This window comes from Christiangramia sp. OXR-203 (assembly GCF_034372165.1).
Taxonomy (GTDB): domain Bacteria; phylum Bacteroidota; class Bacteroidia; order Flavobacteriales; family Flavobacteriaceae; genus Christiangramia.
This window is the reverse complement of sequence record NZ_CP139698.1, coordinates 2,124,396-2,149,402: the sequence shown is the minus strand read 5'-3', so window position 1 is coordinate 2,149,402 and position 25,007 is coordinate 2,124,396. Positions and strand designations below refer to the sequence as shown.

Annotated in this window: 27 protein-coding genes and 1 riboswitch; of the genes, 15 read left to right on the top strand and 12 right to left on the bottom strand. The window is 37.7% G+C overall.

Annotated features, from left to right (window positions below):
- Positions 1–35 precede the first annotated feature (35 nt).
- Genes T8I65_RS09925 through T8I65_RS09915 form a run of 3 tightly spaced genes read right to left on the bottom strand, consistent with a single transcriptional unit; the run spans position 36 to position 2,994 of the window.
- Complete coding sequence (locus T8I65_RS09925; RefSeq protein WP_322300455.1) at positions 36–830, bottom strand: ABC transporter ATP-binding protein; 795 nt, start codon at positions 828–830, stop codon at positions 36–38.
- A complete protein-coding gene (locus T8I65_RS09920; protein WP_322300454.1) occupies positions 830–1,861 on the bottom strand; it encodes an iron ABC transporter permease in 1,032 nt (343 codons plus the stop codon). Before T8I65_RS09920 ends, T8I65_RS09925 begins: the two co-directional genes overlap by 1 nt.
- A complete protein-coding gene (locus tag T8I65_RS09915) occupies positions 1,861–2,994 on the bottom strand; it encodes an ABC transporter substrate-binding protein (protein ID WP_322300453.1) in 1,134 nt (377 codons plus the stop codon). The genes T8I65_RS09920 and T8I65_RS09915 overlap by 1 nt, the downstream gene beginning before the upstream one ends.
- A 69-nt stretch (positions 2,995–3,063) precedes the next feature.
- Positions 3,064–3,276: riboswitch (cobalamin riboswitch) on the top strand.
- Positions 3,277–3,307: 31 nt separating this feature from the next.
- On the opposite strand from T8I65_RS09915, the gene T8I65_RS09910 reads away from it, so the two are divergent.
- The gene (locus tag T8I65_RS09910; protein ID WP_322300452.1) at positions 3,308–5,137 is read left to right on the top strand and encodes a TonB-dependent receptor plug domain-containing protein; all 1,830 of its coding nucleotides are present in this window, start codon (positions 3,308–3,310) and stop codon (positions 5,135–5,137) included.
- 2 nt (positions 5,138–5,139) lie between these two features.
- Positions 5,140–6,216, top strand: a complete 1,077-nt coding sequence (locus T8I65_RS09905; protein ID WP_322300451.1) for a YncE family protein — start codon at positions 5,140–5,142, stop codon at positions 6,214–6,216.
- Between the two features lie 71 nt (positions 6,217–6,287).
- On the opposite strand, the gene T8I65_RS09900 is transcribed toward T8I65_RS09905, so the two are convergent.
- Complete coding sequence (locus T8I65_RS09900) at positions 6,288–7,793, bottom strand: S41 family peptidase (protein ID WP_322300450.1); 1,506 nt, start codon at positions 7,791–7,793, stop codon at positions 6,288–6,290.
- Positions 7,794–7,928: 135 nt separating this feature from the next.
- Here T8I65_RS09900 and T8I65_RS09895 point away from each other — a divergent pair, with 135 nt between their 5' ends.
- From T8I65_RS09895 to T8I65_RS09880, 4 genes are read left to right on the top strand one after another with little or no spacing between them, the layout of a single operon-like run.
- Complete coding sequence (locus tag T8I65_RS09895; protein WP_322300449.1) at positions 7,929–8,438, top strand: sigma-70 family RNA polymerase sigma factor; 510 nt, start codon at positions 7,929–7,931, stop codon at positions 8,436–8,438.
- Entirely contained in the window at positions 8,425–8,877 is a 453-nt protein-coding gene (locus tag T8I65_RS09890) for a hypothetical protein (protein WP_322300448.1), read from the top strand. The genes T8I65_RS09895 and T8I65_RS09890 overlap by 14 nt, the downstream gene beginning before the upstream one ends.
- 11 nt (positions 8,878–8,888) lie before the next feature.
- The gene (locus T8I65_RS09885) at positions 8,889–9,416 is read left to right on the top strand and encodes a DUF4252 domain-containing protein (protein WP_322300447.1); all 528 of its coding nucleotides are present in this window, start codon (positions 8,889–8,891) and stop codon (positions 9,414–9,416) included.
- 4 nt (positions 9,417–9,420) lie between these two features.
- Positions 9,421–10,014, top strand: coding sequence for a DUF4252 domain-containing protein (locus tag T8I65_RS09880; RefSeq protein WP_322300446.1), 594 nt, complete (start codon positions 9,421–9,423; stop codon positions 10,012–10,014).
- Positions 10,015–10,101: 87 nt separating this feature from the next.
- Here the strand turns inward: T8I65_RS09880 and purB are convergent, their stop codons facing one another.
- The 3 genes from purB to T8I65_RS09865 form a co-directional block, all read right to left on the bottom strand.
- The gene (purB, locus tag T8I65_RS09875; RefSeq protein WP_322300445.1) at positions 10,102–11,439 is read right to left on the bottom strand and encodes an adenylosuccinate lyase; all 1,338 of its coding nucleotides are present in this window, start codon (positions 11,437–11,439) and stop codon (positions 10,102–10,104) included.
- Between the two features lie 61 nt (positions 11,440–11,500).
- The gene (locus T8I65_RS09870) at positions 11,501–12,037 is read right to left on the bottom strand and encodes a hypothetical protein (protein WP_322300444.1); all 537 of its coding nucleotides are present in this window, start codon (positions 12,035–12,037) and stop codon (positions 11,501–11,503) included.
- The gene (locus T8I65_RS09865; RefSeq protein WP_322300443.1) at positions 12,037–12,714 is read right to left on the bottom strand and encodes an NAD-dependent deacylase; all 678 of its coding nucleotides are present in this window, start codon (positions 12,712–12,714) and stop codon (positions 12,037–12,039) included. The genes T8I65_RS09870 and T8I65_RS09865 overlap by 1 nt, the downstream gene beginning before the upstream one ends.
- Before the next feature lie 220 nt (positions 12,715–12,934).
- Between T8I65_RS09865 and T8I65_RS09860 the strand changes: the two genes are divergently transcribed.
- Together T8I65_RS09860 and T8I65_RS09855 are read left to right on the top strand one after the other, a co-directional pair.
- On the top strand, positions 12,935–13,588 hold the full coding sequence (locus T8I65_RS09860; protein ID WP_322300442.1) for an RNA methyltransferase: 654 nt from the start codon (positions 12,935–12,937) through the stop codon (positions 13,586–13,588).
- 33 nt (positions 13,589–13,621) lie between these two features.
- Complete coding sequence (locus T8I65_RS09855; RefSeq protein WP_322300441.1) at positions 13,622–14,152, top strand: SRPBCC family protein; 531 nt, start codon at positions 13,622–13,624, stop codon at positions 14,150–14,152.
- On the opposite strand, the gene T8I65_RS09850 is transcribed toward T8I65_RS09855, so the two are convergent.
- From T8I65_RS09850 to rlmH, 4 genes are all read right to left on the bottom strand, one after another.
- Complete coding sequence (locus T8I65_RS09850) at positions 14,149–14,907, bottom strand: carboxypeptidase-like regulatory domain-containing protein (RefSeq protein ID WP_322300440.1); 759 nt, start codon at positions 14,905–14,907, stop codon at positions 14,149–14,151. The genes T8I65_RS09855 and T8I65_RS09850 overlap by 4 nt on opposite strands.
- A 75-nt stretch (positions 14,908–14,982) precedes the next feature.
- A complete protein-coding gene (locus tag T8I65_RS09845) occupies positions 14,983–16,770 on the bottom strand; it encodes a DEAD/DEAH box helicase (protein ID WP_322300439.1) in 1,788 nt (595 codons plus the stop codon).
- Between the two features lie 173 nt (positions 16,771–16,943).
- Positions 16,944–17,516: a non-canonical purine NTP diphosphatase gene (locus T8I65_RS09840; protein ID WP_322302794.1), complete on the bottom strand. Its 573-nt coding sequence runs from the start codon at positions 17,514–17,516 to the stop codon at positions 16,944–16,946.
- A gap of 8 nt (positions 17,517–17,524) precedes the next feature.
- A complete protein-coding gene (rlmH, locus tag T8I65_RS09835; RefSeq protein ID WP_322300438.1) occupies positions 17,525–17,998 on the bottom strand; it encodes a 23S rRNA (pseudouridine(1915)-N(3))-methyltransferase RlmH in 474 nt (157 codons plus the stop codon).
- A gap of 51 nt (positions 17,999–18,049) precedes the next feature.
- Between rlmH and nadC the strand changes: the two genes are divergently transcribed.
- From nadC to priA, 5 genes are all read left to right on the top strand, one after another.
- Positions 18,050–18,907, top strand: coding sequence for a carboxylating nicotinate-nucleotide diphosphorylase (nadC, locus tag T8I65_RS09830; protein ID WP_322300437.1), 858 nt, complete (start codon positions 18,050–18,052; stop codon positions 18,905–18,907).
- Positions 18,908–18,909: 2 nt separating this feature from the next.
- On the top strand, positions 18,910–19,833 hold the full coding sequence (locus T8I65_RS09825; protein WP_322300436.1) for a YihY/virulence factor BrkB family protein: 924 nt from the start codon (positions 18,910–18,912) through the stop codon (positions 19,831–19,833).
- A gap of 26 nt (positions 19,834–19,859) precedes the next feature.
- Positions 19,860–20,420: a chalcone isomerase family protein gene (locus T8I65_RS09820; protein WP_322300435.1), complete on the top strand. Its 561-nt coding sequence runs from the start codon at positions 19,860–19,862 to the stop codon at positions 20,418–20,420.
- A 1-nt stretch (position 20,421) separates the two neighbouring features.
- Positions 20,422–20,847 (top strand): DUF2147 domain-containing protein, encoded by a 426-nt coding sequence (locus tag T8I65_RS09815; protein ID WP_322300434.1) that lies wholly within the window; start codon positions 20,422–20,424, stop codon positions 20,845–20,847.
- Positions 20,848–20,976: 129 nt separating this feature from the next.
- Positions 20,977–23,430: a replication restart helicase PriA gene (priA, locus tag T8I65_RS09810; protein ID WP_322300433.1), complete on the top strand. Its 2,454-nt coding sequence runs from the start codon at positions 20,977–20,979 to the stop codon at positions 23,428–23,430.
- Positions 23,431–23,482: 52 nt separating this feature from the next.
- On the opposite strand, the gene T8I65_RS09805 is transcribed toward priA, so the two are convergent.
- Positions 23,483–24,211, bottom strand: a complete 729-nt coding sequence (locus T8I65_RS09805; protein WP_322300432.1) for a LytTR family DNA-binding domain-containing protein — start codon at positions 24,209–24,211, stop codon at positions 23,483–23,485.
- A gap of 146 nt (positions 24,212–24,357) precedes the next feature.
- On the opposite strand from T8I65_RS09805, the gene rpsF reads away from it, so the two are divergent.
- Positions 24,358–24,696, top strand: a complete 339-nt coding sequence (rpsF, locus tag T8I65_RS09800; RefSeq protein ID WP_322300431.1) for a 30S ribosomal protein S6 — start codon at positions 24,358–24,360, stop codon at positions 24,694–24,696.
- 2 nt (positions 24,697–24,698) lie between these two features.
- Positions 24,699–24,998 carry a 30S ribosomal protein S18 gene (gene rpsR, locus T8I65_RS09795; protein WP_026916063.1) on the top strand — a complete coding sequence of 100 codons (300 nt, stop codon included), beginning with the start codon at positions 24,699–24,701 and terminating at the stop codon, positions 24,996–24,998.
- The last annotated feature ends 9 nt before the right edge of the window (positions 24,999–25,007 follow it).

The window sequence follows — 25,007 nt, the reverse complement described above, 5'->3', positions numbered from 1 at the left end:
ATTAATTCGGAAATTCTTTCAGATTTTTATCGGTTTTAGCTACTTATTCTGAAGCTGGCCGATTGCCTGTCGAAGGTAATAAGTTCAGAAGGAAATAAAGAATCAAATACACCAGAGGCCATCAATTCCTTCGGTGTACCAGTAAATGATTTGCCATCCTTTAAAATGATTAGTTTATCGCATAGTTGTATGGCCAGGTTGATCTCGTGAGTGGCAAAAATGATCGCCTTACCGGTTTTTTCTGTAAGTTGCTTTAGTAACTTCAGCATAAAGGCTTTATGGTAAATGTCAAGATGAGTGGTGGGTTCATCCAGGATGATCAAAGAAGTGTCCTGTGCAATTGCTCTGGCTATTAAGACCTTCTGAAACTGCCCGTCACTAAGTTCATAGCACTTTTTGTTTGCGAGTTCTTTAATATTGACAAGCTCAATTGCTTTTTGCACGGCTTCTTTATCCTCCAGATCCAGTTTCCCGATCCAGTTCGTGTATGGTTGCCGACCCAGGGCGATCAATTCGCGTGCGCTTAAATTTCTTGAAACATGCTGTTCAGTAAGAACAAGGCTAAGCTGTTTTGAAAGCTCTTCGGAACTAACATTACTTATGCTTTTATTGTTTATTATGACTTCACCCTTAATAGGTTCAAGTGATCTACTTAATGTTTTAAGTAAAGTAGATTTGCCAGCTCCATTTACTCCTATAACAGCAGTAAGTTCATTTGCCCCGATCTTAAATTCAATATTCTCAGCAATGATCTTAGCTTTAGATCTTACAGAATAACCTATGGAGAGTTCGCTAGTTTTTAAAATGCTATTTGAGTTTTTGTTCTCCATTAGAAATTAAATCTACGTTTTCTTATTAGAAGCCAAATAACAACGGGTGCTCCAATAAGCGAAGTGATGGCATTTATTGGTAAACTAAATTCACTACCGGGTAACTGAGAAACAATATCACACAATAACATTAAGATAGCTCCACCAAAAATTATCGCCGGGAACAAAATAATATGGTTAGCAGAAGGGATGATCTGTCTTATTAAATGCGGTACCGCCAGCCCTATGAATGCAATTGGACCAGCGAATGCGGTAATGCTGCCAGCGAGCAGGCTGGTCGCCAAAATTACCAGGAATCTGTTTCTTTTAATATTAGTCCCCATACTTTTTGCGTACTGTTCACCAAGAAGTAAGGAATTGAGATTTTTAATGGAAGCCAGAGTTATCAGAATGCCTGCGGTCCAGAAAATGGCCAGGATACTTACTTCTTCCCAACTTAGGTTTCCCAGACTTCCGTAGGACCAGAATATATATTGCTGTAGATCTGCAGCTGGACTAAAGTAGGCCAGAACGCTAACAATCGCAGCAGTAAAACTGGCAAACATAAGGCCAATGATCAATATCGCCATAGTGTCTCTCAGTCGCAGTGATGCGACGATAACAGCTAGTAGCACAAGTAAGCTACCTAAACTCGAAGCTATGACGAGACTCCATTTTGATAATAATATAGCGGCAAAACCGGCACCAAATAGTGCAGATCCCATAAATACGATGGCAACTCCCAGGCTGGCACCACTGCTTAAACCCAGAACATATGGTCCGGCTAGCGGATTCCTGAATAATGTTTGCATAAGCAAACCACTAACTGCCAGTCCAGATCCTGTGATGATCGCTGTTAACGCCTTCGGTAATCTGAATTCCACAATAATATATCTCCAGGTTTCTTTTTCTACCGCAAGACCAGTAAGAGAGGCAATTACTTCAGAAAAGGGTATGCTAACCGATCCCAGACTAATATTCAGTAGCAGGCAGAACAGTAGCGCAACTCCCAGTAAGACGATGGTTAAACTATACTTTTTCCTGCTCCACATTAGTTGAGGGGTTTGAAAAATACATTTTCGTGATCCTGAAGAAGATCAGGATGAAAAATTGTGATCAGGTCCTTTAGAATGAGATCAGGCCGTTGTGGACCAAGTTCATAGAAAAGAACTCCGCCAGTTGCGCCTTTTGATAAGCTCACGGTATAAACCTCTTTATCCTGTACTACCTTAAATTTATCGTAGTGAACCGAGTTCTCAGCAAGTTGAGCATAACTCTCAAACTGTCCGGAACTTATCCAGATATCTGCGTCACCAGCTTTTTCCAGTACACTTTCGAAAGAAAGCGCCAGACTGCCTTCTCCTTTAGTATCAGAATATAGATAATTGCCATTTGCATCGTCAATAAATTGCGCCTGCCAGCTATTTCCATAAGGAATGTACCACTTATCATTATACATGGAACCGGCTATGATCACTGGTTTATCTTTAGATAAGGAAGCTAATTCTTTAGCCTCGAGGTAGGAAGTTTCTATATCATCGAATATTTTTTCTGCTTCCTTATTTTTGTCAAACAGCACGCCAAAAAATTTGATCCATTCAGCTTTACCTAGTGGTGTTTTTTCTGTCCAGTCTCCGTTATAAATTACGGGAATTCCGATATTTTTAATTGTTTCAAGACTTTTATTAGAAGCATCGATTGCGAATCCAACAACCACATCTGGTGATAGATCAATAAGAATCTCTGTATTAATGTTCTCATTTTGACCAAGTTCGTGTACTTCGCCTGAATCGATTAGTTTTCTTGTTTTTTCTGAAGATATATAACGAGTTCCGGGAAACCCGCTTAATTTATCTTCCAGACCTAGCGCTTCGAGGGCAGGAATATGGGTCGTAGAGGTTACCACAATATTTTTTACAGGAATCTCCAGTTTTTCATCAAAGTCAATACTATCGGGAATCGTGGAATTAGCAGAGTGGAGTAGATATTTAAAAGGTTCTTTAGCTCCAGGCCATGGAGTTGTAACTTCCAGAATTTTATAAGTTTCATAGGATTTAATGCTAAATTCCTGGGCATATTTCATGGAGATAGTTTCACCTTGCTGGTTTCCAGGTTCCTGCCGGGATGAATTATCCTTACAGGAAATGAATGCTATAAAAATGATAATGAATGTTAATTGCTTCACAAATGTAATTTGGTCACCAAAAGTAAGATTATTTAAATTTTTGAAAGACTTACCAAACTTAATTGTTTATTTTTGCCTCGAAATTTTGGTTTGACGTCGATTTATTTCTGCGTTAATTAAAAGGGAATCAGGAGAGATTTTATCAATAGCCTGAGCTGTTCCCGCAACTGTAAGCTTAGCCCGATTGGGTGGCTGCAATTATTCTTCAAACCACTGCCAACAGGCGGGAAGGTAAATTGTAGTACGTAAGCCAGGAGACCTGCCCGAATTTCGACTAGTATCGAGTGACTTTCGGGATAAAGGTCGGCAGATTATGAACAGAACTAACTACATTTTTTTTATACTTATTGGCATTTGCTGTATTTCAGCTCGTGCTCAAACTGATTCCATTCGCTGGTTACAGGAGGTAGAGCTCAGCGACAGCAAACTTAAGAGTAACTCTTCAGGTCAGCATTTGCATTCGATCGCCGATTCTATCGTGCAGTACAGTGATCCAGCTTTGACCAACGTTCTTAAATTTAATTCTCCTTTTTTCTTTAGAGAAAATGGTTTTGGGATGGTTTCTTCGGCATCTGTGAGAGGCACCGGTGCTTCCCAAACTGCTGTGGTATGGAATGGGATCAATATAAACTCTCAGTTCACCGGGCAAACCGACTTTAATACTATCAATTCCAAAGCTTTTGATGATATAAGTCTAAGGCCAGGCGGTGGTAGTGTTCTATACGGAAGTGGTGCAATTGGAGGTACCATTCATCTAAATAATTCTTTAAGATTCAAGAATACGAGTTCTGTTTTTGTATATGCTGGTGCAGGTAGTTTTGATACTTATCAGGCTAGCGCAAATGCTCAGGTTTCTAGCGACAAAACAGCTCTGAATATCTCTTTATCCGGTATACGATCAGAGAATGATTATGATTATCCAGTGGATAATTTTAAAAATGAAAATGGAGATTATGATAATATCGCTTTGAATGCCTCCATAGGGCACTGGCTTGCAGAAGACCACTTACTGAAACTCTATTCTAATTTATATCAGGGAAATCGCGGTTTTTCTGGTACTGTATTCATAGATTCAAATAGTAAATATGAAGATAGAAACTTTCGGAATTTACTGGAGTACAAGGCTTTCTTCGGAAAATTCACCAGTAGCCTTAAGTTTGCGTTGTTAAAAGAGGAGTTCAAATATTATGAGAATAGAAATTCACTAGATCATTCCTTTGGTTCAGCTGAAACAGGAATTATAAAATATGATCTGAAGTATGAAATTTTTGAAGATGCTTTTCTGAATTTGATTGCAGACTATACTGAAATCGATGCTGAAGGCTCAGGGATTGTAGACCAGAAACGAGAAACTTCAGGAGTTGCACTACTTTACAATCAATCCTTGAGAGATTTTCAATATGATATAAGTCTTCGTATCGAAGAAACTTCAGATTTTGAATCACCTATATTATTCTCTGTAGGATCTAAATATCAACTAACCGAGAATTACCTGCTAAGATTCAACTTTTCAAAGAATTATCGCATTCCAACCTTGAATGATCTATTCTGGTTACAAGGTGGAAACGAGGATCTGAAACCAGAAAATTCAGTGCAATCTGAAATTGGAGTGGATTTCAGAAAGAAAAAGCTAGAACTCAATGCGACCGTTTTCTATATAGACCTTGAAAATCTTATACGCTGGATACCTAATGAGACTGGAGTCTGGCAACCTGTTAATACAGAATCTGCTTACAATTACGGTCTGGAACTTTTTGCAACCTGGCAGAAAGATTTTAAATCCTCAAACTTAAAGCTTACAGGAAATTACGCCTATACTAGATCTATAGATAGATCTAATGGAAATCAGTTAATCTATACTCCTTATCATAAAGCGACTGCGCAAGCTTCGTACACATTCTCAAATTGGAATCTATTTACTCGGGGATTATACAATGGGAAGATTTTCACTTCAGCCGATAATAATTATGAGCTCGATTCTTACATCATAGCTGATCTTGGAATTTCCCGGCAGTTGAGAACCAAACCTGCAATTCGAATAGGTGCTGATGTCAATAACCTTTTTAATAAAGACTACCAAAGTCTTCCAGGCAGATATATGCCAGGGAGATCATTTAAAACTTTTCTAACTATTAAATTTTAACCATGAATTTTAAACACTATTTCAGCCTGCTGGCACTAATTTTTTTACTGAACTCCTGTAGCGACGATGAGGATTGTTGTGTAATTCCTCCAGGTGAGGATAAAGAAGCATTTGAAGAAGGCATTTTTGTATTGAACGAAGGTAACTTTGGTTCTGGAAATTCTACTGTATCCTTTATAGATGAAGAGACCGGAGAAGTTCAGTCTCAAATATTCAATTCAGTGAACGGAACTTCATTAGGGGATACCGCGCAAAGTATTTACCTTTCTGAAGAGCTGGCATTCGTAATTTTAAATGTATCCAATACAATTGAGATCGTAAATCGAAATACTTTCGAAACTGTTGGGCAGATTTCAGAAAACTTACAAAATCCACGATTTGCGACGGTTTCAGGAAATTCTCTATACGTTAGTAATTGGGGAGATGCTACCAATCCAGATGATGATTATGTTGCTGTTTTTAATTTATCTGACTATTCTTTTGATTCTTCGATTGAGGTTGCTGAAGGACCGGAGAAAATACTAGCTAATAATGGTTCGATCTATACTGCGCATAAAGGCGGATATAATTTCAATAATATCATTTCGGTGATCAATACCTCTACAAATGAGGTGTCTACTGAAATTGTAGTAGGAGACGTTCCAACTTCAATGATTGTTGATGGTTCGAACTTAATTGTATTATCTGCAGGGAAACCATCCTATGCAGATGTAGAGACTGCGGGAAGTATTAGTGTAGTCGATATGAATGTGAATGCTGTATTGAATTCTGCAGAATTCCCTACATCGAGCATTCATCCGGGTAACCTTGTACAAAGTGATGACAGGTTTTATTTTACTGTAGGTAAGGCTGTTTACGAATACTTAAGTGGAGGAGACCTTCCTTCCGGACCAAAGTTCAGACTGGAAGATGTGGAGTCTTTATATGGTTTTAATGCCAGAAACGGGATGTTATATGCTGCTTCAGCGAATGCGAGTTTCACTGGTAACGGGCAGGTTTTTGTTTATGATGCTTCTAATGGCAGTCTTCTCAACTCTTACGAAGTTGGAATTAACCCTAACGGAGTCTATTTTAATTAATTCTTACATCTCTATCTAAAACAAAAAAACCAGCTCAATGAGCTGGGTTTTTTAATAATTTAAGATCTCTATTATTTAGAGAATTCCAATCTTTTATTCTGACCTGGAAGTTCAGGTAATTCGTCAATATACATTTTCTGATAGGTGGCCTTTTGCACTCCAGACTCGCTGAATTCATTATACCAGTATTCTTTCTGACTTGAAATCATACTTCTGTTTCCAGCGATCACATTTAAAGCAGCATTCAGTAATGGATCTGAAGGTTCTCCCAGAACACCAAGATCTGATATACTTTCAACAATTTCAGTATCTGGAGTTATTCCGTCAAACGGAACACCTACGTTATTGGAGTTTACAGATTCATATACTAATGGCTGAATGGCGTATGTGTGATCTGAATTGGCGCCAGTTCTTCCAAAGTTGCTTGAATCGTATAAAGTTACAGATGCCTGAGATTTACCTACAGTTTGATCTCCCACAGTTACCACATCAATATATGGAGCAAGCCCATTAACCACAAGTTCACTAGCAGAAGCCGTAGAACTGGATACAATAGCGTACAATCTTGTAAGATTCAGGCTGTTGATCGCTTCTCCGCCTTCCAGAGTCGTAGTGAATCTATTAAATAATCTATCTGGGTCATTATTCAGGAAGTAATTTTGATAATCTGCGTTCCATTGTTGCTTGGCAAAAACCTCTCCGGTAAATTGTCCTGTGATCATGCTGGCCAGTCTGGTAGCAGAACTCACACGACCACCGCCATTGTAACGTAGGTCAAGAATCAATTCTGTAATTCCTTCGGCTTTAAAATCTGCAAAAGCAGCGTTCATTTCATCGTCAAAGTCGGCTACAAAGCTATTGTAAAGCATGTATCCAACCTTTGTTCCATTTACATCAAGTACATTGGTAACGAGGATCGGGTTTTCTGTTAATACCTGAGTATCGATAGTTACTTCTTCTCCTGTTGAAGTGACAGTATTATCCTCGATAGTCGCAAGGCCAAAGGTAAGAGTCGTTTCCTCTAATAATCCGCGGTAATTAGCGACGGTTAGCGTTTGCCCATTTAAAGTGGTAAATAAATCTCCTCTTTCAATATCAGCGTTTTCTGCATTTGATCCAGGAATGATATAGCGAACCACACCAAAAAGGTCATCACTACCGGAAAATCTGTAAAGTCTAAAGTCCACACCGGTTGTTTCAGAAATACCCGCAAAACTATTCTCAAGGGCTATATAGTCATCAGTAATAAAACTAAATCGATCCTGGTCGATCACTAAACCATCATAAAAAAGGTCTTCAGGAGAATCGAAGCCCATTAGGTATTCATTTAGATCATCCTGAGTGGCAAAGAAATTATCTCCAAGTTCAGGAACCTGACTTTTATAAACATAAATCTCATTCATTCCTTTCCAAACGAAATCTTTGATTTCCAATTCAAGATTTTCTTCAGGAGTTTCACCAGTTACTGGTGGCTCTACGGGCTTTTCAGTTACACCAGATCCATCATCATCACTGGAACAACCGGTAAGTAAACTTCCTGCAACAGCAAAAAGCATTAAGTATTTACTTATTTTCATAATATAGTTAAGGATTAATTTTTCTAAATTTTTTCTAAAAATACTCACATACGGGCAAATAAAAAATTTATTGTAACAAATCTGTTACCAATTCGTCGTAAGTATAACAAGGCAGTATAAACTAACCATCAATCAATGCAAGAGCGCATCTTTTTGAGCCATATTAATCCTGTAAAGGATAAAATATATCGATTGGCGTTGAGGCTTCTCACATCAAGAGATGCGGCCGAGGATGCTACCCAGGAAGTTATTTTAAAACTATGGAGCCGAAAGAATAAGATCAAGCATTATGCCAATGTAGAAGCTTTTGCAATGACGGTTACTAAGAATTACTGTCTGGATCAATTGAAACTTAAACAGAATAATAATCTGAGAATCGTACATCAAAATTACGAGAGCAAACAAATACCATTACATACAGAAATCGAATTAAATGATGAAATGCAATGGTTGGGCAGGATTGTTGACAGTTTGCCTGAACAACAAAAATTGATCTTTCAGCTAAGAGATGTGGAACAATATGACTACGATGAAATCGCTAAAATTACAAATATGAATCAAACAGCGATACGCGTTTCGCTTTCAAGAGCCAGGAAAGCGATAAGAGAAAAGCTGATAAAAAAACATAACTATGGAATTAAATAAAATAGAAAGATTACTCAGTCGGTATGAGCAAGGTGAGACAACTCTTGCCGAAGAAAGGGAATTAAGAGAATATTTTAGTCAGGAAGAAATTCCTGAACATTTGGAAGCGTATGCATTGCTTTTCAAATTTCAATCACAACAGATTAAAACAACATTTACGGAGAATGAGCCTATAGAACTAGAAAGGAAAAACTACAGGTTTGCATGGACTTCAATAGCTGCGGTGATTATCGTTGCTTTGGGTCTTTTTTACTTCAACCAGTCACAACCCTCATTAACAACTACGGAAATGAGTTCTGTTACCGAACAGGAGCAAGCTTTGGAAAAGACGAAGCAAACCTTGAAAATGGTTTCAGCAATGATGAATGAAGGCACCTCAGACCTTGTTTACTTGCAGGAATTTAATAAAACTAAGAATCAAATAATTGAATTAAACTAAATCTATAAATCATGAATAAGTTAGTAATTGCCCTGCTGTTAGCTGCAGCTCCAATGTTTACCCAGGCTCAAAACTTCGAGAAGTATGAAAATATGAAAGAAGTTGATGCGATGGTGATGACCAGTAAAATGTTTAAAATGCTGGCTAAAGTAGATCTCAGTGAAAATGATCCTGAATCACAGCAGTATATGAAGCTTATAGAGAATCTCGAAAGAATCCAGATCTATAAGTCATCAAACCCTAAGGTGATGTCTCAAATGTCAAGTGATGTTAAATCTTACCTGGCTAAAGGAAGTCTTGAAGAGTTAATGCGAGTGAATGACGATGGCAAGAATATAAAATTTTATTCTCTACCTGGGAAGAACGATAATTATGTAAGCGAACTTTTTATGTTTCTTGAAGGAACAGAAGGATCGGAACCTATGAACATTATTCTTAGCATTACGGGCCAGATCGATCTTTCACAATTGTCAAAATTAACAGCAGACCTGAAAGTTCCGGGAGCCGAAGAATTAAAGAAAGCGAACAAAAAATCTTAATCTTATGAAATCAATCAAATTATTAGTCTTAAGCACCATTACCTTACTTGCAGTATCCTGTAATAACGAAAAATCTTTACAGAAATATTATGTAGAGAATCAGCAGGACACCGACTTTCTCGCTGTAGATGTTCCTACCAGCTTATTTACCAATGCAGATGCACTTGATGAAGAGCAAAAGTCTACCATGGAAACTATCAAGAAAATAAATGTACTGGCTCTTGAAAAAGATGAGAATCCTCAAAAATTTGAAGAAGAAAAACTTAAACTGGATGAGATCTTCCAGGATGAGAAATACCAGTTATTAATGCGATATGGTGGTAGTGATCGCAAGGCGGCGCTTTACTTCATTGGTGAGGAAGATGCTATTGATGAACTCATTGTATATGGATATGATAATGACAAAGGACTGGGAGTTGCTCGGGTATTAGGCGAAAATATGGATCCTGAAAAGATCATGGAAATGATGAGATCATTAAAATCTGAAGATATCAATACTGGCGGAATAAAAGGAGTGATCGATATCTTCGGGAATTCTAAACCGAAGCAAAAAGATACGACTGAAGTTGAAATGGAAACATCTGCAGACACATTGTAGATTACTAAACAGTAATTTTTTTAGTTAGTTGAAAGAAAAAGCCTCCGGAACGTCCGGAGGCTTTTTTTATGATTTAAAATGAATAATTTAGATTCCAGTGTAATTCTGTGGTGTTATCTTATAAAGCTCAGTTCGAACTTCTTCAGTGACGTCCAACTCGTCTATAAATCTGGAAATACTTTCTTTAGTAATTCTTTCATTAGTTCTCGTAAGACCTTTTAAAGCTTCATAAGGATTTTTATAACCTTCTCTTCTTAGGATCGTCTGAATCGCTTCAGCAGCAACCGCCCAGTTATTCTCAAGATCTGCATGTAGTTTATCTTCATTTAAAAGCAATTTGTTAAGCCCTTTCAAAGTCGATTTAAAAGCGATGATCGTATGACCCATTGGAACTCCAATGTTCCTTAGAACTGTACTATCGGTTAGATCACGTTGTAGTCTGCTTACCGGTAATTTTGCTGAAAGATGTTCGAATATCGCATTGGCAATTCCAAGATTTCCTTCGGAATTTTCAAAATCTATAGGATTTACTTTATGTGGCATAGCTGAAGAACCAATCTCACCTTTTTTAATCTTCTGTTTAAAGTAATCCATCGAAATATAAGTCCAGATATCGCGATCGAGATCCAGCAGAATATTATTAATGCGTTTGAAAGCATCAAATAATGATGCCGCATGATCATAATGTTCTATCTGTGTAGTAGGGAAGGAGTGGTGAAGCTTCAGTTTCGATTCGACAAAATTCTGTCCAAAAGCTTTCCAGTCGGTATTTGGGTACGCTACTTTGTGAGCGTTGAAATTCCCGGTTGCTCCTCCAAATTTAGCTGCGTGTGGAATATTTTTTAAAAATTTTAGCTGCTCTTTGATTCGAACGACAAAAACCTGAATTTCTTTTCCAAGTCGGGTAGGTGAAGCCGGTTGACCGTGAGTACGGGCCAGGAGTGGAATATCTTTCCATTCTTCAACCAGGGATTCCAGTTTTTTTACAATTTCATCCAGTTCTGGTAGATACACTTCTTCCGTAGCCTCCTTTAAGCTCAACGGAATCGCCGTGTTGTTGATATCCTGTGAGGTAAGACCGAAATGAATAAATTCCTTCGAATCCTGCATTCCCAGTTTTTCGAATTCCTCTTTCAAGAAATATTCTACTGCTTTCACATCATGATTAGTCACTTTTTCGATTTTCTTGATAGCCTGAGCATCGATCGAAGTGAAATTTTGATACAGCTCTCTTAGCTTTGGGAAGTGTGCGGAATTTACATCCCGAAGTTGAGGTAAGCCCTCTTCGTACAGTGCTATAAAATATTCTACTTCGACCAGGATACGATAACGTATCAATGCTTCTTCACTAAAGTATGCTGAAAGTTGCTTGGTTTTGGATCTGTACCTTCCATCTATTGGAGATACTGCAGAGAGCGATGTCATTTCTTGGTTTTAAAAATTAAAGCATAAAGATACTTCTTCCTGATTGACTAAAAAACAGATGCTACAATTTCCTCAGGATCTTCAAAGCCCGTGATCTATACCCCGGAGTTGAGGTAGAAATATTCTTTTCCAGAAGCGCTTTTAATTCAGTTTCAATCCATTTTTTTTCATTTCTGAGATCATAAATATTCTGCATGGCAAAAACTTTTACTGCAGTTTTCTCATCGTTCATTAAATATTGGAAGGAAAGCCGAATAACTTCTTTTTTTTCAGCATGATGAAAATGAATTGAAGAATTACTATGGAAATGTGAATCAACCAGAAAACTGATTATTTTCATAATACATCTTTTGGAAGAGCTATCTGAATACATTTTCCCATTATTAACAATGTCAGGAATAAATTCACCCAGTATTTCAACATTATCACGTCCAATTATCTCAATTATCATCCATGCCTTCATTGATAATTCCTGAGGGAGCTTGATGAATTCTATGGTTTGTGGTAAAAGATTATTAGTTAGTACTAATTCTGCAGCATGCTTACGGGAAGCAAGTTTCAAACTGGTGTTTTCCAGAATTTTCTCAACTCTTTGCATTAAGCTAATAATTGTGCTACAACCTTTGGAATACCTTCAACGGCCTTCTTACTTATAATTTGAAGTGATGCATTTTCACTAATATTAGGTTTGGGATCGACAAAATATACAGGACATTTCTTCGGAATAAAGTCAACAAGTCCGGCAGCGGGGTAGACCTGCATGGAAGTACCTACAATGATAAGAATATCTGCCGTCGTACAATGATCTACCGCCTTTTCAAACATTGGAACGGCTTCACCAAACCAAACAATATGAGGCCTTAGTTGTTTATTATGCTCGCAGAAATCTCCATTTCGAATATCTTTTCTCCAGTCCACGACCAGGTTTTCATCGAAAGTACTTCTGGCTTTTAGCAATTCTCCATGAAGATGTAAAACATTCGAGCTGCCGGCTCGTTCATGTAGATCATCAACATTTTGTGTAATGATCTGTACTTCATATTTCTTTTCAAGCTCTACTAGAGCATAGTGAGCGGCATTCGGTTCTACTTGAAGAAGTTGTCTTCTCCTTTGATTATAAAAATCCAGCACTAATTCTCGATTATTTTCCCACGCCATTGGTGAGGCAACTTCCATAACGTCATGACCTTCCCATAAACCGTTTTCATCTCTGAAAGTTTTTAAGCCACTTTCAGCACTTATTCCAGCTCCGCTTAAAACAACTATTTTCTTCATTTTTTTTAGGTTTCTGACTGATGATGCCAGCTTCAATTTATAAAATACAAAGAATATTTAATTAAGCATCCTGATAATTGCTCTGTAACTCCAGCTAACTTTGAATTATTCAATTATTAATTATTGAAAATCAGGTGTTATCAGAAATAATTCAGGTAGCAAAGATAAATGAAGGCGAAAAGCTCCAAAAAGAGCGCAGTTTTTATAATTTAGTACGGCCATGACCGACCAGAAATTACTTGAACATCTACAGGGATTGTTGACCGATCGAAGGATCGATCTCTTCGAAAAAGTTCTGAATCAAAGAACAGATCATTTTACCGTAGTAGCCCAGGATGTATATCAATTACATAACACCAGTGCAGTGGTTCGCAGTTGTGATGTATTCGGGATCCAGAACTTACATATTATAGAAGAGAACCTGCCCAGGCGAATCGACAAGGAAATTGCCATGGGTGCGCAGAAGTGGGTAGACGTGCATCGATATAATACTTCTCGGGAATGCCTGCATGAATTAAGGCAACAGGGTTACCAGATCGTAGCCACCACACCTCATAATGATTCAACAATGCTGGCAGATTTTGATATTACAAAACCTTCCGCCATATTTTTTGGAACAGAACAAAATGGACTTTCAGAAGAAATTCTTAGAGAGGCAGATACAAGTATTAAAATTCCTATGTACGGGTTTACTGAAAGTCTTAATATTTCAGTTTCTGCTGCGATCATACTTCAGTCTCTAAGGGAAAAGCTTGATGTTTCTAATGTAGATTGGCAGTTTTCTAAAGAACGAATGCAGGAGGTCAGAATGGCATGGACAAAGAAAACCATTAAAAATTCAGAGGAGATTATTGAACGTTTCCGTAATCAGTAAATATTCGTAACTTTTAAATCCTAAAGCTGAACAATGACCCTGTTTTTCTACTTAATTATTGCCTTAATTACTTTTTTCGCGTTTCTGCACGCATGGGCTAAAAAAGACTTTGATGTTAGCAGGACTGTGGTGATCAATAAGTCAAGAGAAGAAGTCTATGGTTTTGTTCGTCAGCTGAAAAATCAACCTTTATGGAATCCCTTGTTTCAGCGTGATCCGAATGCAGTATTAAAATATAAAGGACCAGACGGTAAGGAAGGTGCCTCTTTCTACTGGAAAGGTAATAATAAAGTAGGAGAAGGAATACAGAAGATAGTAAAGACCAAGCAGGGTAGGGTTTTTGAAACCAAGATACTTTTTATTAAACCGGTCAAGGTCAATGCTCTTACGTATATAGGTGTTAAGGAACTGGACAGTGAGAAGACCAAGATGGTATGGGGAACCAGAGGAAACCTTGCATTCCCGCTTACAATCATTAGTATTTTTTATTCTCCTGAAAAAGCTATGGGAAATAACCTGGATCTGGGATTAAAGGAATTAAAACAAATTCTAGAAAATCGCTAATTCTTCTGAAGAACTTTGTATTCTTCGTAACACCCGTTGATTGCATTTAAAATTTGCAGATCATTTGCTGTACGCATAAAATCTTCAGAATAGTTACAATTATTCAGGATCTCATCAATTTCAGCCCGGTTTACCTGTAATAAAGCCATTAAGGTTTCCCGATCAAACTTATTCCGAAGGAGATCTTTAATATCTTCATCCTTCTTCATCTCCCTGAGTTTCCGCATCTGTTTTGGTCTCGCGCCAAATATATTATAGACAAGATCTGCAGGATTGGAAAGGGAGCGTAATGCCTTTGTTACAGCATTAGGAGATTTGTCACCACCTTCATATCCAGAATTTAAACCAGAAATGCTATAGCGGTAATTATCATATATGGGAATGTTCTTAGCGTCGATTTCGAGGTAACCTGTTAGATTATTGGAAGTAACCGTTACTTCTTCAAGATCAAAACCCAGCTCGGTCATCTTAACCTTTACATTTCCGTACTTAAGCCAGTCATTGGTGACTCGAACTCTAATCGATCTAAATCCCAGGTAAGAGAAATATAAAGTGTCATTAACGGTTGCCTGAAGTTTGAATTCCCCTTCCTCACCAGTAGTGGAACCTTTAACCTGGTTAAGGTTCACAATATGTACATTTTCAATTGGCTTGTCATTAGCCGCGTTCATTACCGTACCGGCAACGATATCCACTTCCTGTGCAGATAAGATACCTGTAATTAGAAAAAATAATAGGGGTAAATAAGTCTTCATAGCAATCGAGCCTAAAAATAGAAAATCTTCATAAAAAACAGTGCCAAACTTAAACTAAGTTTGGCACCTTTTATTTTATGCTTTCGATCTTCTTCTTTTTATAGAACTCTCGACATTTTTGTTTCGGCTTCCTTTCCGGTTGCCTTTTTTGTCTCCTCGATCTGAGCTACTACGTCTTTTTCCGAAGCTGCCTTTATCGTTAAAGCTTTTTCCGCCGCCTTTACGACCGCCACCGCCTCTTTCTCTTCTACGACCACCGCCGCCATCAGACTTCTGATCTTTGGTGATCTCTACATTCACATATCTACCATTTTGCTGGTATTCTGTAAATGTTTTGAGAATTAGATCAGCATGCTTCTCATCTGTATTAAAGAAAGAAAAACTTGCTTTACAATCTACTTTGAAGATATCATCCCTGTCAAGGTTTAGTTCGCCTGTAAGAAAATCTTTAAGACTTTTCCAGTCATAACCGTCTTTCGAACCAACATTAATGAAATATCTTGTATTTCCTTCTGAAACTTCTGGTCTACCTCCCGCAGATTCTGAAGTAAGATCTGGAGCTTTCTGGTAATAATTAAAAAAACGAGTAAACTCAACCGAAAAGAATTTTTTGATCAATTCTTCTTTAGTGAAATCCTCCAGAGCTTCATTGATATTTGGAAGATAAGGATCAATATCATGATTGATCTCAGTTTTCTTAATATCATTCGCTAAATGGAATAACTGGATCTTACAGATCTCTTTTCCATCAGGAATTTGCTTTTCTTCAAATTTCTGCTGAATAATCTTTTCAATAGTACGGATCTTACGAACCTCACTTTTGGAAATGATCACCATAGATACACCACTTTTACCGGCTCTACCTGTTCTACCACTACGGTGAGTATAGGTTTCTATTTCATCTGGCAACTGGTAGTTGATTACGTGAGTAATATCATCTACATCAATTCCACGGGCAGCAACATCTGTAGCTACCAGCATTTGGATTTGTCTGCTTCTGAAGCTCTTCATAACCAGGTCACGTTGATTCTGGCTAAGATCACCGTGCAGTGCAGCAGCGTTGTAGCCATCTTCGATTAGTTTTTCAGCAACCTTTTGAGTATCTCTTTTTGTTCTACAAAAAATTACAGAGAAGATATCAGGATTAGCATCTGCTAGTCTTTTTAAAGCATCATATCTATTTCTGTGATTTACCAGGTAGTATTCATGAGTCACGTTAGAAGTCCCCATGTTTTTTGATCCTACCGTGATCTCAACAGGATCTGTCATGAACTTCTTAGCGATCTTCGCAACTTCCTTAGGCATGGTAGCTGAAAACAACCAGGTCTTTTTATGTTTTGGAGTGTGTGAAAGAATGCTTTTGATGTCTTCATAGAATCCCATGTTAAGCATCTCATCTGCCTCATCAAGAACACAATAGTTAATAGAAGAGATATCTGCGAGGTTTCTTCTAATCATATCCTGCATTCTCCCTGGAGTTGCAACTATGATCTGAGCTCCTCTTTCAATCGCTCTTGCCTGATCTGTAATACTAGCGCCACCGTAAACGGCAACAACATTTAGAGATCTTTTGTATTTACTGTAGTTCTTTAACTCATTGGTGATCTGTAAACACAGTTCACGAGTTGGCGATAAGATTAAAGCCTGAGTTTTTTTAGAATTGGAATCTATTTTCTGGATAAGTGGAAAACCAAAAGCTGCGGTTTTTCCTGTTCCTGTTTGTGCCAGAGAAACCAGGTCGGTTTCCTGAGATAGAAGAATTGGAATTGATTTTTCCTGTACTTCACTAGGGGTTTCGAAACCCATGTCGTTTATGGCCTGTAGCAAATCTGCGTCCAGTCCAAGTGCTTGGAATGCGTTCATTCTTTGTTGTAAGTATTCGATTATCGTATGTAAGTGTTACATAAGAAGCGAATCGACATACTTAAACCTAAACTTCCAGTAACACATCCTCACCCTGAGGAATTTCAAGCCGCAAAGATACGTTTAAATCTGAAGCAAACTAATTTATAGTGATTTATTTAAATGGCTGAATATTAAATAGATAAGTAGTCTATGAGTTCCTTAAAAGCTTTTGCACGATGGCTAATACCCGATTTTTCTTCTAGATTCATCTCAGCAAAGGTTTTATCAAATCCTTTTGGTTGAAAAATTGGATCGTATCCGAAACCATTTTCTCCACGTTCTTCCTTGGTGATCGAACCCTCACAAATTCCTGTAAACAGATTTTCGTTATCCTTTAAACTTAATGCAATCACAGTTTTAAACCGTGCCGTACGATCATCACGTTCTTCGAGCTGATTTAATAGCTTTTTGCGATTCGCGGCATCATCCTTTTTTTCACCCGCATATCTGGCAGAATAAACTCCCGGAGCTCCAGCGAGGGATTCCACTTCCAGGCCTGTATCATCAGCAAAGCAGTCGTAACCATAACGACTCCGCACATATTCTGCTTTTATGATCGCATTTGCATCGATCGTGTCGCCGGTTTCTTCGATATCTTCATCACAGCCAATTTCCTGCAGGCTAAGTAATTCAATATGATCTGGCACTAATGCCTGAATTTCTTTGAATTTGTTCTTATTATGTGTGGCAAAAACTAATTTGATAGTATTCATTATCTATGATGGTAAGGTTCGTTCTTTAGTATAGTAAAGGCGCGATACAATTGTTCAGTAGCGAATAGGCGCACCATTTGATGAGAAAAGGTCATTTTTGAAAGAGATACTTTTCCGTTCGCCCTTGTATATACAGCATCAGAAAAGCCGTAGGGGCCACCTATCACAAAGATCAATCGCTTCAATCCCGTGTTCATTCTCTTCTGAATATATTCTGAAAATGCTACAGAATCATATTGCTTACCATCCTCATCCAGCAATACCAGGAAATCTGAATTCTGAGTTCCACTCAATATAAGATCACCTTCTTTATTTTTTTGCTGGTTCTCGTCAAGATTCTTGGTTTTCTTAAGGTCCGGGATCACATCAAGTTCGAATTTGATATAATGCTGAAGTCTTTCAGAATAGATATTTATTAGATCTTCTAGCTCCCTTTTATCGGTTTTCCCGACGCACACTAATTTTATGGTCATCCCGTGATTTTAGTACAGACTTTACTACATTTACAAAAATAAGCAGAGAAAATGATCTCACCGGAACAATTCGAAAAAGAAATAGATTTAATTATTGAAAATGCCATTCGTGAAGATGTAGGAGACGGAGACCATAGTTCTCTTGCCTGTATTCCAGGGTCTGCAAAAGGCAAAGCAAAATTGCTTGTAAAGGATCAGGGCCTTATAGCAGGAGTAAAATTTGCGGAAAAGGTATTTCATCACGTTGATCCAGAATTATCTATCGATCTTAGAATTCAAGACGGACAGAAGATTTCAAAGGGTGACATTGCATTTTATGTAGAAGGTTCTTCGCAGTCCATTCTTAAAGCAGAAAGACTTGTTTTGAATGCTATGCAGCGAATGAGTGCAATCGCAACTAAAACTGCAACATTCGTTGAAAAATTGGAAGGCACTGGAACTAAGATTCTGGATACTCGTAAAACTACACCGGGAATACGAGCTCTGGAAAAATGGGCAGTTAAGATTGGTGGTGGCGAGAACCACAGATTCGCGCTCTATGACATGATCATGTTGAAGGATAATCATATAGATTTTGCTGGAGGTATTACAAAAGCAATAGATAAAACGAAAGAGTATCTCACTAATAATAATCTCGACTTAAAAATCATCGTAGAAGCCAGAAACATGAACGAGATCAGGGAGATATTAAAGTCAGAAGGGATTTACCGTATTCTCATAGATAATTTCAATTATGAGGAGACTAGAAAAGCCGTGGATCTAATAAATGGTAAATGTTTAACAGAAAGTAGTGGAGGGATCACTTTGGAGACTGCGCGCTCTTATGCAGAATGCGGAGTGGATTATATAAGTAGTGGTGCGTTGACGCATTCGGTGTACAACTTAGATCTGAGTTTAAAAGCCGTTTAATAATGGCACCAAAAAAAGCGTTCAACTCCAAATTAAAGGATCTTTCGGCGTGGTGGAAACGCTGGTCGAAAGGGGTTATTTTACCCGGCCTGGATGGATTAACACTTTATAATTTATGGATCATTTATTGGGGAGGGATCGTAAAAGGAACTTTTTCCACCAGGGCCAGTAGCATTGCCTTTAGCTTTTTTATGGCAATCTTTCCTTTTTTGTTATTTGTACTGAATTTGATACCCTACATCACGTTCATTGATGATTTTCAGATAGAATTTCTAGTATTTATGGATTCTCTATTGCCTCCTGAGACTTCAGATTTCTTCGGGACTATTTTCGAGGATATAGCAAGTACACCAAGAGGGGGACTTTTATCTGTGGCATTTATACTTTCAGTATTTTTAATGACCAACGGTGTAAACGCCATTTTCACGGGATTCGAATTTAGTTATCATACCAAGCAAAACAGGTCAATACCCCGGCAGTATGCTGTTGCTCTGGGTGTTGCGCTTATACTGGCATTGTTGTTGCTTATATCTGTAATAGGTGCTGTGTATACTGCTTATGCTATTGCCGATCTAACAGATCTGGGATTGGTTAGTAAAGAAGGAACAGGAGCACATCTATTGAAATATATTGGATTTGTTATTCTAATTTATACATCTGTGGCGATACTCTATTATTTTGGCACAAAGGAAGCCAGACAGGCAAGGTTCTTTTCTGTAGGCGCAACCTTTACTACCATTCTTATAATTATTGCTACCTTTTTATTCAGTTTATACATTACAAATTTTTCAAATTACAATGAATTATATGGTTCTATTGGAGCTTTATTGATCCTTATGTTCTATATATGGCTCAATTCCAACCTTTTATTACTCGGTTTCGAACTAAATGCTTCATTGATTAAATTGAAAAGGAATTTTAAATAACTTTAAACCAAACTAAACTTACAAATATGAAAAAACTAGCAGTTTTATTTATTGCAATGATGAGCTTCGGCTTAACTTCGGCTCAAACAGAAGTTGGTGGCGTAAAACTTCCAAATTCTGAAACTTACCAGGGGAAAACGCTTCAGCTTAATGGAGCAGGAGTCAGAGAAAAATTATGGATCGACCTTTATGCGGGTGGACTGTACCTTTCTGAAAAATCTTCCAGTGCTGATGCTATAATGTCTTCAGACAAGCCAATGAGCATCAAATTACATATCGTTAGCAAACTAATTAGTAGCGATAAGATGGTAGATGCTGTGAATGAAGGTTTTGAAAGTTCTATGAATGGTAACACTAAGCCACTTGCTGCAGAGATCAAAAAATTCAAAGGTTTCTTTATGGAAGAAATTACTAAGAATGATGTTTTTGACATCGTTTACCTTCCAGGGTCTGGAGTGACCGCCTACAAGAACGATAAAGAACTGGGTACCATTAAAGGGATGGAATTTAAGAAAGCGTTATTTGGAATCTGGCTGTCGAAAAACCCGGCAGATGATGATCTAAAAGATGCCATGTTAGGTAAATAATATGAGGAAGTTTTTATTAGTTCTCTTAATTCTTCCACTATTTGCTCATGATCTTAGCGCACAGGATGTTCTAGGGAAATGGGAGAATAGAAACGAAGAAGGTGTGGTAAATAGTATTATTGAGGTCTACGAGAAGGACGGTAAGATCTACGGGAAAGTAGATCGAATCATGCGGGAAGAAGACAGGGATAGACTTTGTACAAAATGCGAGGGTGATCTCCGAAATAAACCGGTGGAAGGCATGGAAATTATGCAAGGTCTGGTAAAGGATGGTGAAGAATACAGTGATGGAACCATTGTAGATCCTAAAACTGGTAAGGAATACCGTTGTAAGATCTGGATCGATGAAGAAGAGCCTGATGTGTTAAATATTCGTGGATATATCGCTCTATTTTATCAAACCAGAACCTGGCAAAGAGCCGAATAATAAACTACAAGCATAAAGCTGCCTGGAAAGTCAGACTTATTTTTATAGAACTAAAGTTTCTTAATACTTTTGAGTTCTTAGAAAAGTCGCTGTTCAGGCAGCTTTTCGTTATTAATAATAGCAGATTATATGTCACAATTTGTAGATCTTATTTTACCATTACCACTGGATAACAGGTTTACGTATGCTGTCACAAATGAAGAGGCAGAGTTCATCCAGGAAGGAATGCGATTGGCTGTTCCTTTTGGTAAGAACAGGATTTATACAGGTATTGTGGCTAAAATTCATGGAACTCCGCCAGAGGTATACGAGGCTAAGCCAATCCATCAGATCATAGATGAAACTCCGCTTCTTACCCATAAACAGTTGAAATTCTGGAGCTGGATCGCTTCCTATTATTTATGTACGGAAGGAGATGTAATGAGAGCAGCCTTACCCGGAGCATTTTTACTCGAAAGCGAAAGTATCGTAAAGCTTTCTTCTGAAGTTAAAATTGAGGATGAAATGCTTACTGATGATGAGTATTTGGTTACTGAAGCTTTGCAAAGGCAGTCTTCGATGAAGATACAGGAGATCGAGCAATTACTTGACAGGAAGAAAGTATTACCTATCATCAATAAACTGGTAGCGAAGAATCTGGTAGAACTCAACCAGGAAATTTATGAGCAGTTCAAGCCAAAGGAAGTTCGTTATGTAAGTCTTAATCCTATGTATGAAGCAGAAGCTGAAATGCATGGCTTGCTGGATGAATTATCCAAGGCACCGAAACAACGTGAGGCTTTGCTAAGCTATTTCAGTTTAACTGCAAAATCTCGAAAAGCTCTGAAATTAAAGGAACTTTCTAATGAATCTGGAGTTTCTCCTGCCGTAATTAAGGGATTAATTCAGAAGAAAATATTAATTGAAGAATACCGGTCTACTGACAGGATTCAATTCAATTCAGAAATTAGTAACCACGAAATAAACTTCAGCAGTGAGCAACTAAGAGCTTATACAGAGATCACAGAAAATTTCGCTGAAAATAATGTGTGTTTGTTACATGGTGTCACTTCTTCCGGGAAAACAGAGATTTACATTAAACTTATTGAAGCAGCTCTTAAAAAAGGTAAACAGTCATTATATCTATTACCAGAAATTGCACTAACCACTCAGCTTATTAAAAGGTTACAGAATTACTTTGGTGATAAAGTACTGGTGTATCACAGTAAGTATTCGGTAAATGAACGGGTAGAGATATATAAACATGTAAAAGAAAATAAGGATCAAGGAAAAATCGTGATAGGAGCAAGGTCATGTATTTTCCTACCATTTCAGAACCTTGGTCTTATTGTAGTAGATGAGGAACATGAAGCTACTTTCAAACAATTTGATCCTGCACCAAGATATCACGCTCGTGATGCGGCGGTGGTTCTGGCCAACATTTTTGAGGCTAAGATCATTCTTGGATCAGCCACACCTTCTATAGAATCCTATTTTAATGCTGTTCATAGTAAGTATGCTCTTGTGGAACTTCATAGCAGATTTGGTAATGTATTGATGCCCGAAGTAGAGGTGGTCGATATAAAAACTGCGCATAAGAAAAAGAAAATGACCGGACATTTTTCTGAAAGGATGATTGAAGAGATTAAGTCCAGTCTGAAGGAAAACGAACAAGTAATACTTTTTCAGAATCGCAGAGGTTTTTCACCAATTCTGGAATGTAATACCTGCGGTCATTCTCCACAATGTCCAAACTGCGACGTTAGCTTAACCTATCATTCGCATAATAACCAGTTGCGATGTCATTACTGCGGTTATCATATTGCAATGCAGCATCAATGTATGGCCTGTGGTAGCAATGAAATTACAACGAAAGGATTTGGAACTGAACAGGTAGAAACTGAACTAAAAGCGCTTTTTCCAAAACATAGTATTGGTAGAATGGACCAGGATACTACCCGTGGAAAATATGCTTATGAAAAGATCATTGAAGCCTTCGAAAATCACGAAACCGATATTCTTATTGGGACTCAAATGCTTAGTAAAGGATTGGATTTTCGAAAGGTGAGCCTGGTTGGGATCATGAATGCAGACAATCTTCTTAATTTCCCAGATTTCCGGGCACATGAACGAAGTTTTCAGTTGATGTTGCAGGTGGCAGGAAGATCGGGCAGAACTAAAAAAAGAGGAAAGGTTTTGATACAGAGCTACAACCCACACCACCAGATCATTCAGCAGGTGTCAACTGGCGCATATAAAGAGATGTATGAGGAGCAACTGGAGGATCGCTACCAGTATCAATACCCGCCATTTTATCGTCTCGTACGGTTGACACTAAAAAGCAGGGATTTTTCCAAAACCAATGAAGCAGCAGAGTGGCTGGCGAGAGCATTGGAAAATGTGTTCGATAGATATGTTCTGGGACCTGAATTCCCTCCGGTGGCACGTATTCGTAATGAATATTATAAGAATATTCTTATCAAGATTCCGCAGAAACAAAATCTGGGAAAAACGAAAGCGATGATCACAAGAATTTTAAAATCTTACCAGGCTATTGGCGCATTCAGGTCGGTTAGAGTGATCGTAAACGTAGATCCCCAATAAAAAAGCCACCGGTTAGGATGGCTATATATTATTGGAGTGTTGATCGTGCTTCTTATTGTATAGCACTCAGTGCTTCTACCAGATTGGCTTTCTTATGTCGGCTTAGCGGTAGTAATTCTTTATCGATCTCTATATTCTTACTATTATATCTTTCGATCTTATCCAAATTCACGATATAGGATTTGTGAGTACGCAGGAATCTTTCACTGGGAAGTTCTTTTTCAAAAGATTTCATCGTCGCGAGAACTACAAAGTTATCTTTCTCGGTTACGAACTTGACATAATCTCCAAGAGCCTGGATGTACTTCAGCTTATTTAGAAATACTTTGCGATTCTTGAGATTACTTTTTACAAAGATAAAATCATCATCCTCCTGAATTGGAGCCTGATGTTTAAGTTTATAAAGATTTACCGCTTTATTCACTGCATTGTTAAAACGGTCTTTAGTTACTGGTTTGTGAATATAGTCTACGGCATCATAATCAAAAGCCTTGAATGCATACTTGGTCTTGCCGGTCACAAATATAATTTGCGGTTTGTTTGGAAGATTATCAAGTAATTCAAAACCTGAAAGAATTGGCATTTCGATATCTAAAAAGATAAGATCTGTTTCGGTATCCAACAAGCCATTCTTAGTTTCTATAGCATTGTTATATTCGGCAACCAGGCTAAGATTAGGATGGTCTTTTATCAATTTCACGATCGATAACCTTTGCAGGCTCGAATCATCAACAACAGCACATTTAAGTAAAACTTCTTCCACGATAATTAGGTTAGACATTAACAATATTACTCATTATATATAACAAATGCAAGGTGCATATTGTTTATGCTGGTTAAAATTAAAAGTTTTACCTGGAGATTAAGCTTTGAAATATGAATAATAAATTCTATTTTTGCAGCCGATTAAATTTAAAGTAGAATTTTATGAACAACTATGAAACTGTTTTCATCTTGAATCCCGTTTTATCTGATGAGCAGATAAAGGAGACAGTTAAGAAATACGAAGATTTTCTTGTTTCTAAAGGGGCTAAGATGGTAGCTAAAGAAGATTGGGGCCTAAGAAAACTGGCTTATGCAATCCAACACAAGAAGAGTGGTTTTTATCACTTATTTGAATATGAAGCTCCTGGTGAGGTTATCGAACCTTTAGAGTTAGAATTCAGAAGAGACGAACGTATGATGCGTTATTTAACGGTTAAGTTAGATAAACATGCAATCGCTTGGGCTGAGAAGAGAAGAAAACGTAACAAGGAAAAAGCGTAATCATGGCAACATCTATTGAACAACAAGCAAAAGGAAAAAAAGACGGAGAGATCAGGTATCTAACTCCTCTTAATATAGAAACTACCAAAGCGAAAAAATACTGTAGATTCAAAAGATCTGGTATTAAGTACGTTGATTACAAAGATCCAGATTTTCTTATGGGGTTTGTAAACGAGCAGGGTAAATTGTTACCTCGTCGTTTAACAGGTACTTCTTTGAAGTTTCAGAGAAAAGTGGCTACTGCGGTAAAGCGTGCTCGTCACTTAGCACTAATGCCTTACGTAGGTGATTTATTAAAATAAAAAGAGGCA

Bases quoted from the DNA above. Each gene is read 5' to 3' on its own strand.
- T8I65_RS09925 (WP_322300455.1), bottom strand. From the start codon at position 830: ATGGAGAACAAAAACTCAAATAGCATTTTAAAAACTAGCGAACTCTCC.
- T8I65_RS09920 (WP_322300454.1), bottom strand. From the start codon at position 1,861: ATGTGGAGCAGGAAAAAGTATAGTTTAACCATCGTCTTACTGGGAGTT.
- T8I65_RS09910 (WP_322300452.1), top strand. From the start codon at position 3,308: ATGAACAGAACTAACTACATTTTTTTTATACTTATTGGCATTTGCTGT.
- T8I65_RS09905 (WP_322300451.1), top strand. From the start codon at position 5,140: ATGAATTTTAAACACTATTTCAGCCTGCTGGCACTAATTTTTTTACTG.
- T8I65_RS09900 (WP_322300450.1), bottom strand. From the start codon at position 7,793: ATGAAAATAAGTAAATACTTAATGCTTTTTGCTGTTGCAGGAAGTTTA.
- T8I65_RS09895 (WP_322300449.1), top strand. From the start codon at position 7,929: ATGCAAGAGCGCATCTTTTTGAGCCATATTAATCCTGTAAAGGATAAA.
- T8I65_RS09890 (WP_322300448.1), top strand. From the start codon at position 8,425: ATGGAATTAAATAAAATAGAAAGATTACTCAGTCGGTATGAGCAAGGT.
- T8I65_RS09885 (WP_322300447.1), top strand. From the start codon at position 8,889: ATGAATAAGTTAGTAATTGCCCTGCTGTTAGCTGCAGCTCCAATGTTT.
- T8I65_RS09880 (WP_322300446.1), top strand. From the start codon at position 9,421: ATGAAATCAATCAAATTATTAGTCTTAAGCACCATTACCTTACTTGCA.
- purB (WP_322300445.1), bottom strand. From the start codon at position 11,439: ATGACATCGCTCTCTGCAGTATCTCCAATAGATGGAAGGTACAGATCC.
- T8I65_RS09870 (WP_322300444.1), bottom strand. From the start codon at position 12,037: ATGCAAAGAGTTGAGAAAATTCTGGAAAACACCAGTTTGAAACTTGCT.
- T8I65_RS09865 (WP_322300443.1), bottom strand. From the start codon at position 12,714: ATGAAGAAAATAGTTGTTTTAAGCGGAGCTGGAATAAGTGCTGAAAGT.
- T8I65_RS09860 (WP_322300442.1), top strand. From the start codon at position 12,935: ATGACCGACCAGAAATTACTTGAACATCTACAGGGATTGTTGACCGAT.
- T8I65_RS09855 (WP_322300441.1), top strand. From the start codon at position 13,622: ATGACCCTGTTTTTCTACTTAATTATTGCCTTAATTACTTTTTTCGCG.
- T8I65_RS09850 (WP_322300440.1), bottom strand. From the start codon at position 14,907: ATGAAGACTTATTTACCCCTATTATTTTTTCTAATTACAGGTATCTTA.
- T8I65_RS09845 (WP_322300439.1), bottom strand. From the start codon at position 16,770: ATGAACGCATTCCAAGCACTTGGACTGGACGCAGATTTGCTACAGGCC.
- rlmH (WP_322300438.1), bottom strand. From the start codon at position 17,998: ATGACCATAAAATTAGTGTGCGTCGGGAAAACCGATAAAAGGGAGCTA.
- nadC (WP_322300437.1), top strand. From the start codon at position 18,050: ATGATCTCACCGGAACAATTCGAAAAAGAAATAGATTTAATTATTGAA.
- T8I65_RS09825 (WP_322300436.1), top strand. From the start codon at position 18,910: ATGGCACCAAAAAAAGCGTTCAACTCCAAATTAAAGGATCTTTCGGCG.
- T8I65_RS09820 (WP_322300435.1), top strand. From the start codon at position 19,860: ATGAAAAAACTAGCAGTTTTATTTATTGCAATGATGAGCTTCGGCTTA.
- T8I65_RS09815 (WP_322300434.1), top strand. From the start codon at position 20,422: ATGAGGAAGTTTTTATTAGTTCTCTTAATTCTTCCACTATTTGCTCAT.
- priA (WP_322300433.1), top strand. From the start codon at position 20,977: ATGTCACAATTTGTAGATCTTATTTTACCATTACCACTGGATAACAGG.
- T8I65_RS09805 (WP_322300432.1), bottom strand. From the start codon at position 24,211: ATGTCTAACCTAATTATCGTGGAAGAAGTTTTACTTAAATGTGCTGTT.
- rpsF (WP_322300431.1), top strand. From the start codon at position 24,358: ATGAACAACTATGAAACTGTTTTCATCTTGAATCCCGTTTTATCTGAT.
- rpsR (WP_026916063.1), top strand. From the start codon at position 24,699: ATGGCAACATCTATTGAACAACAAGCAAAAGGAAAAAAAGACGGAGAG.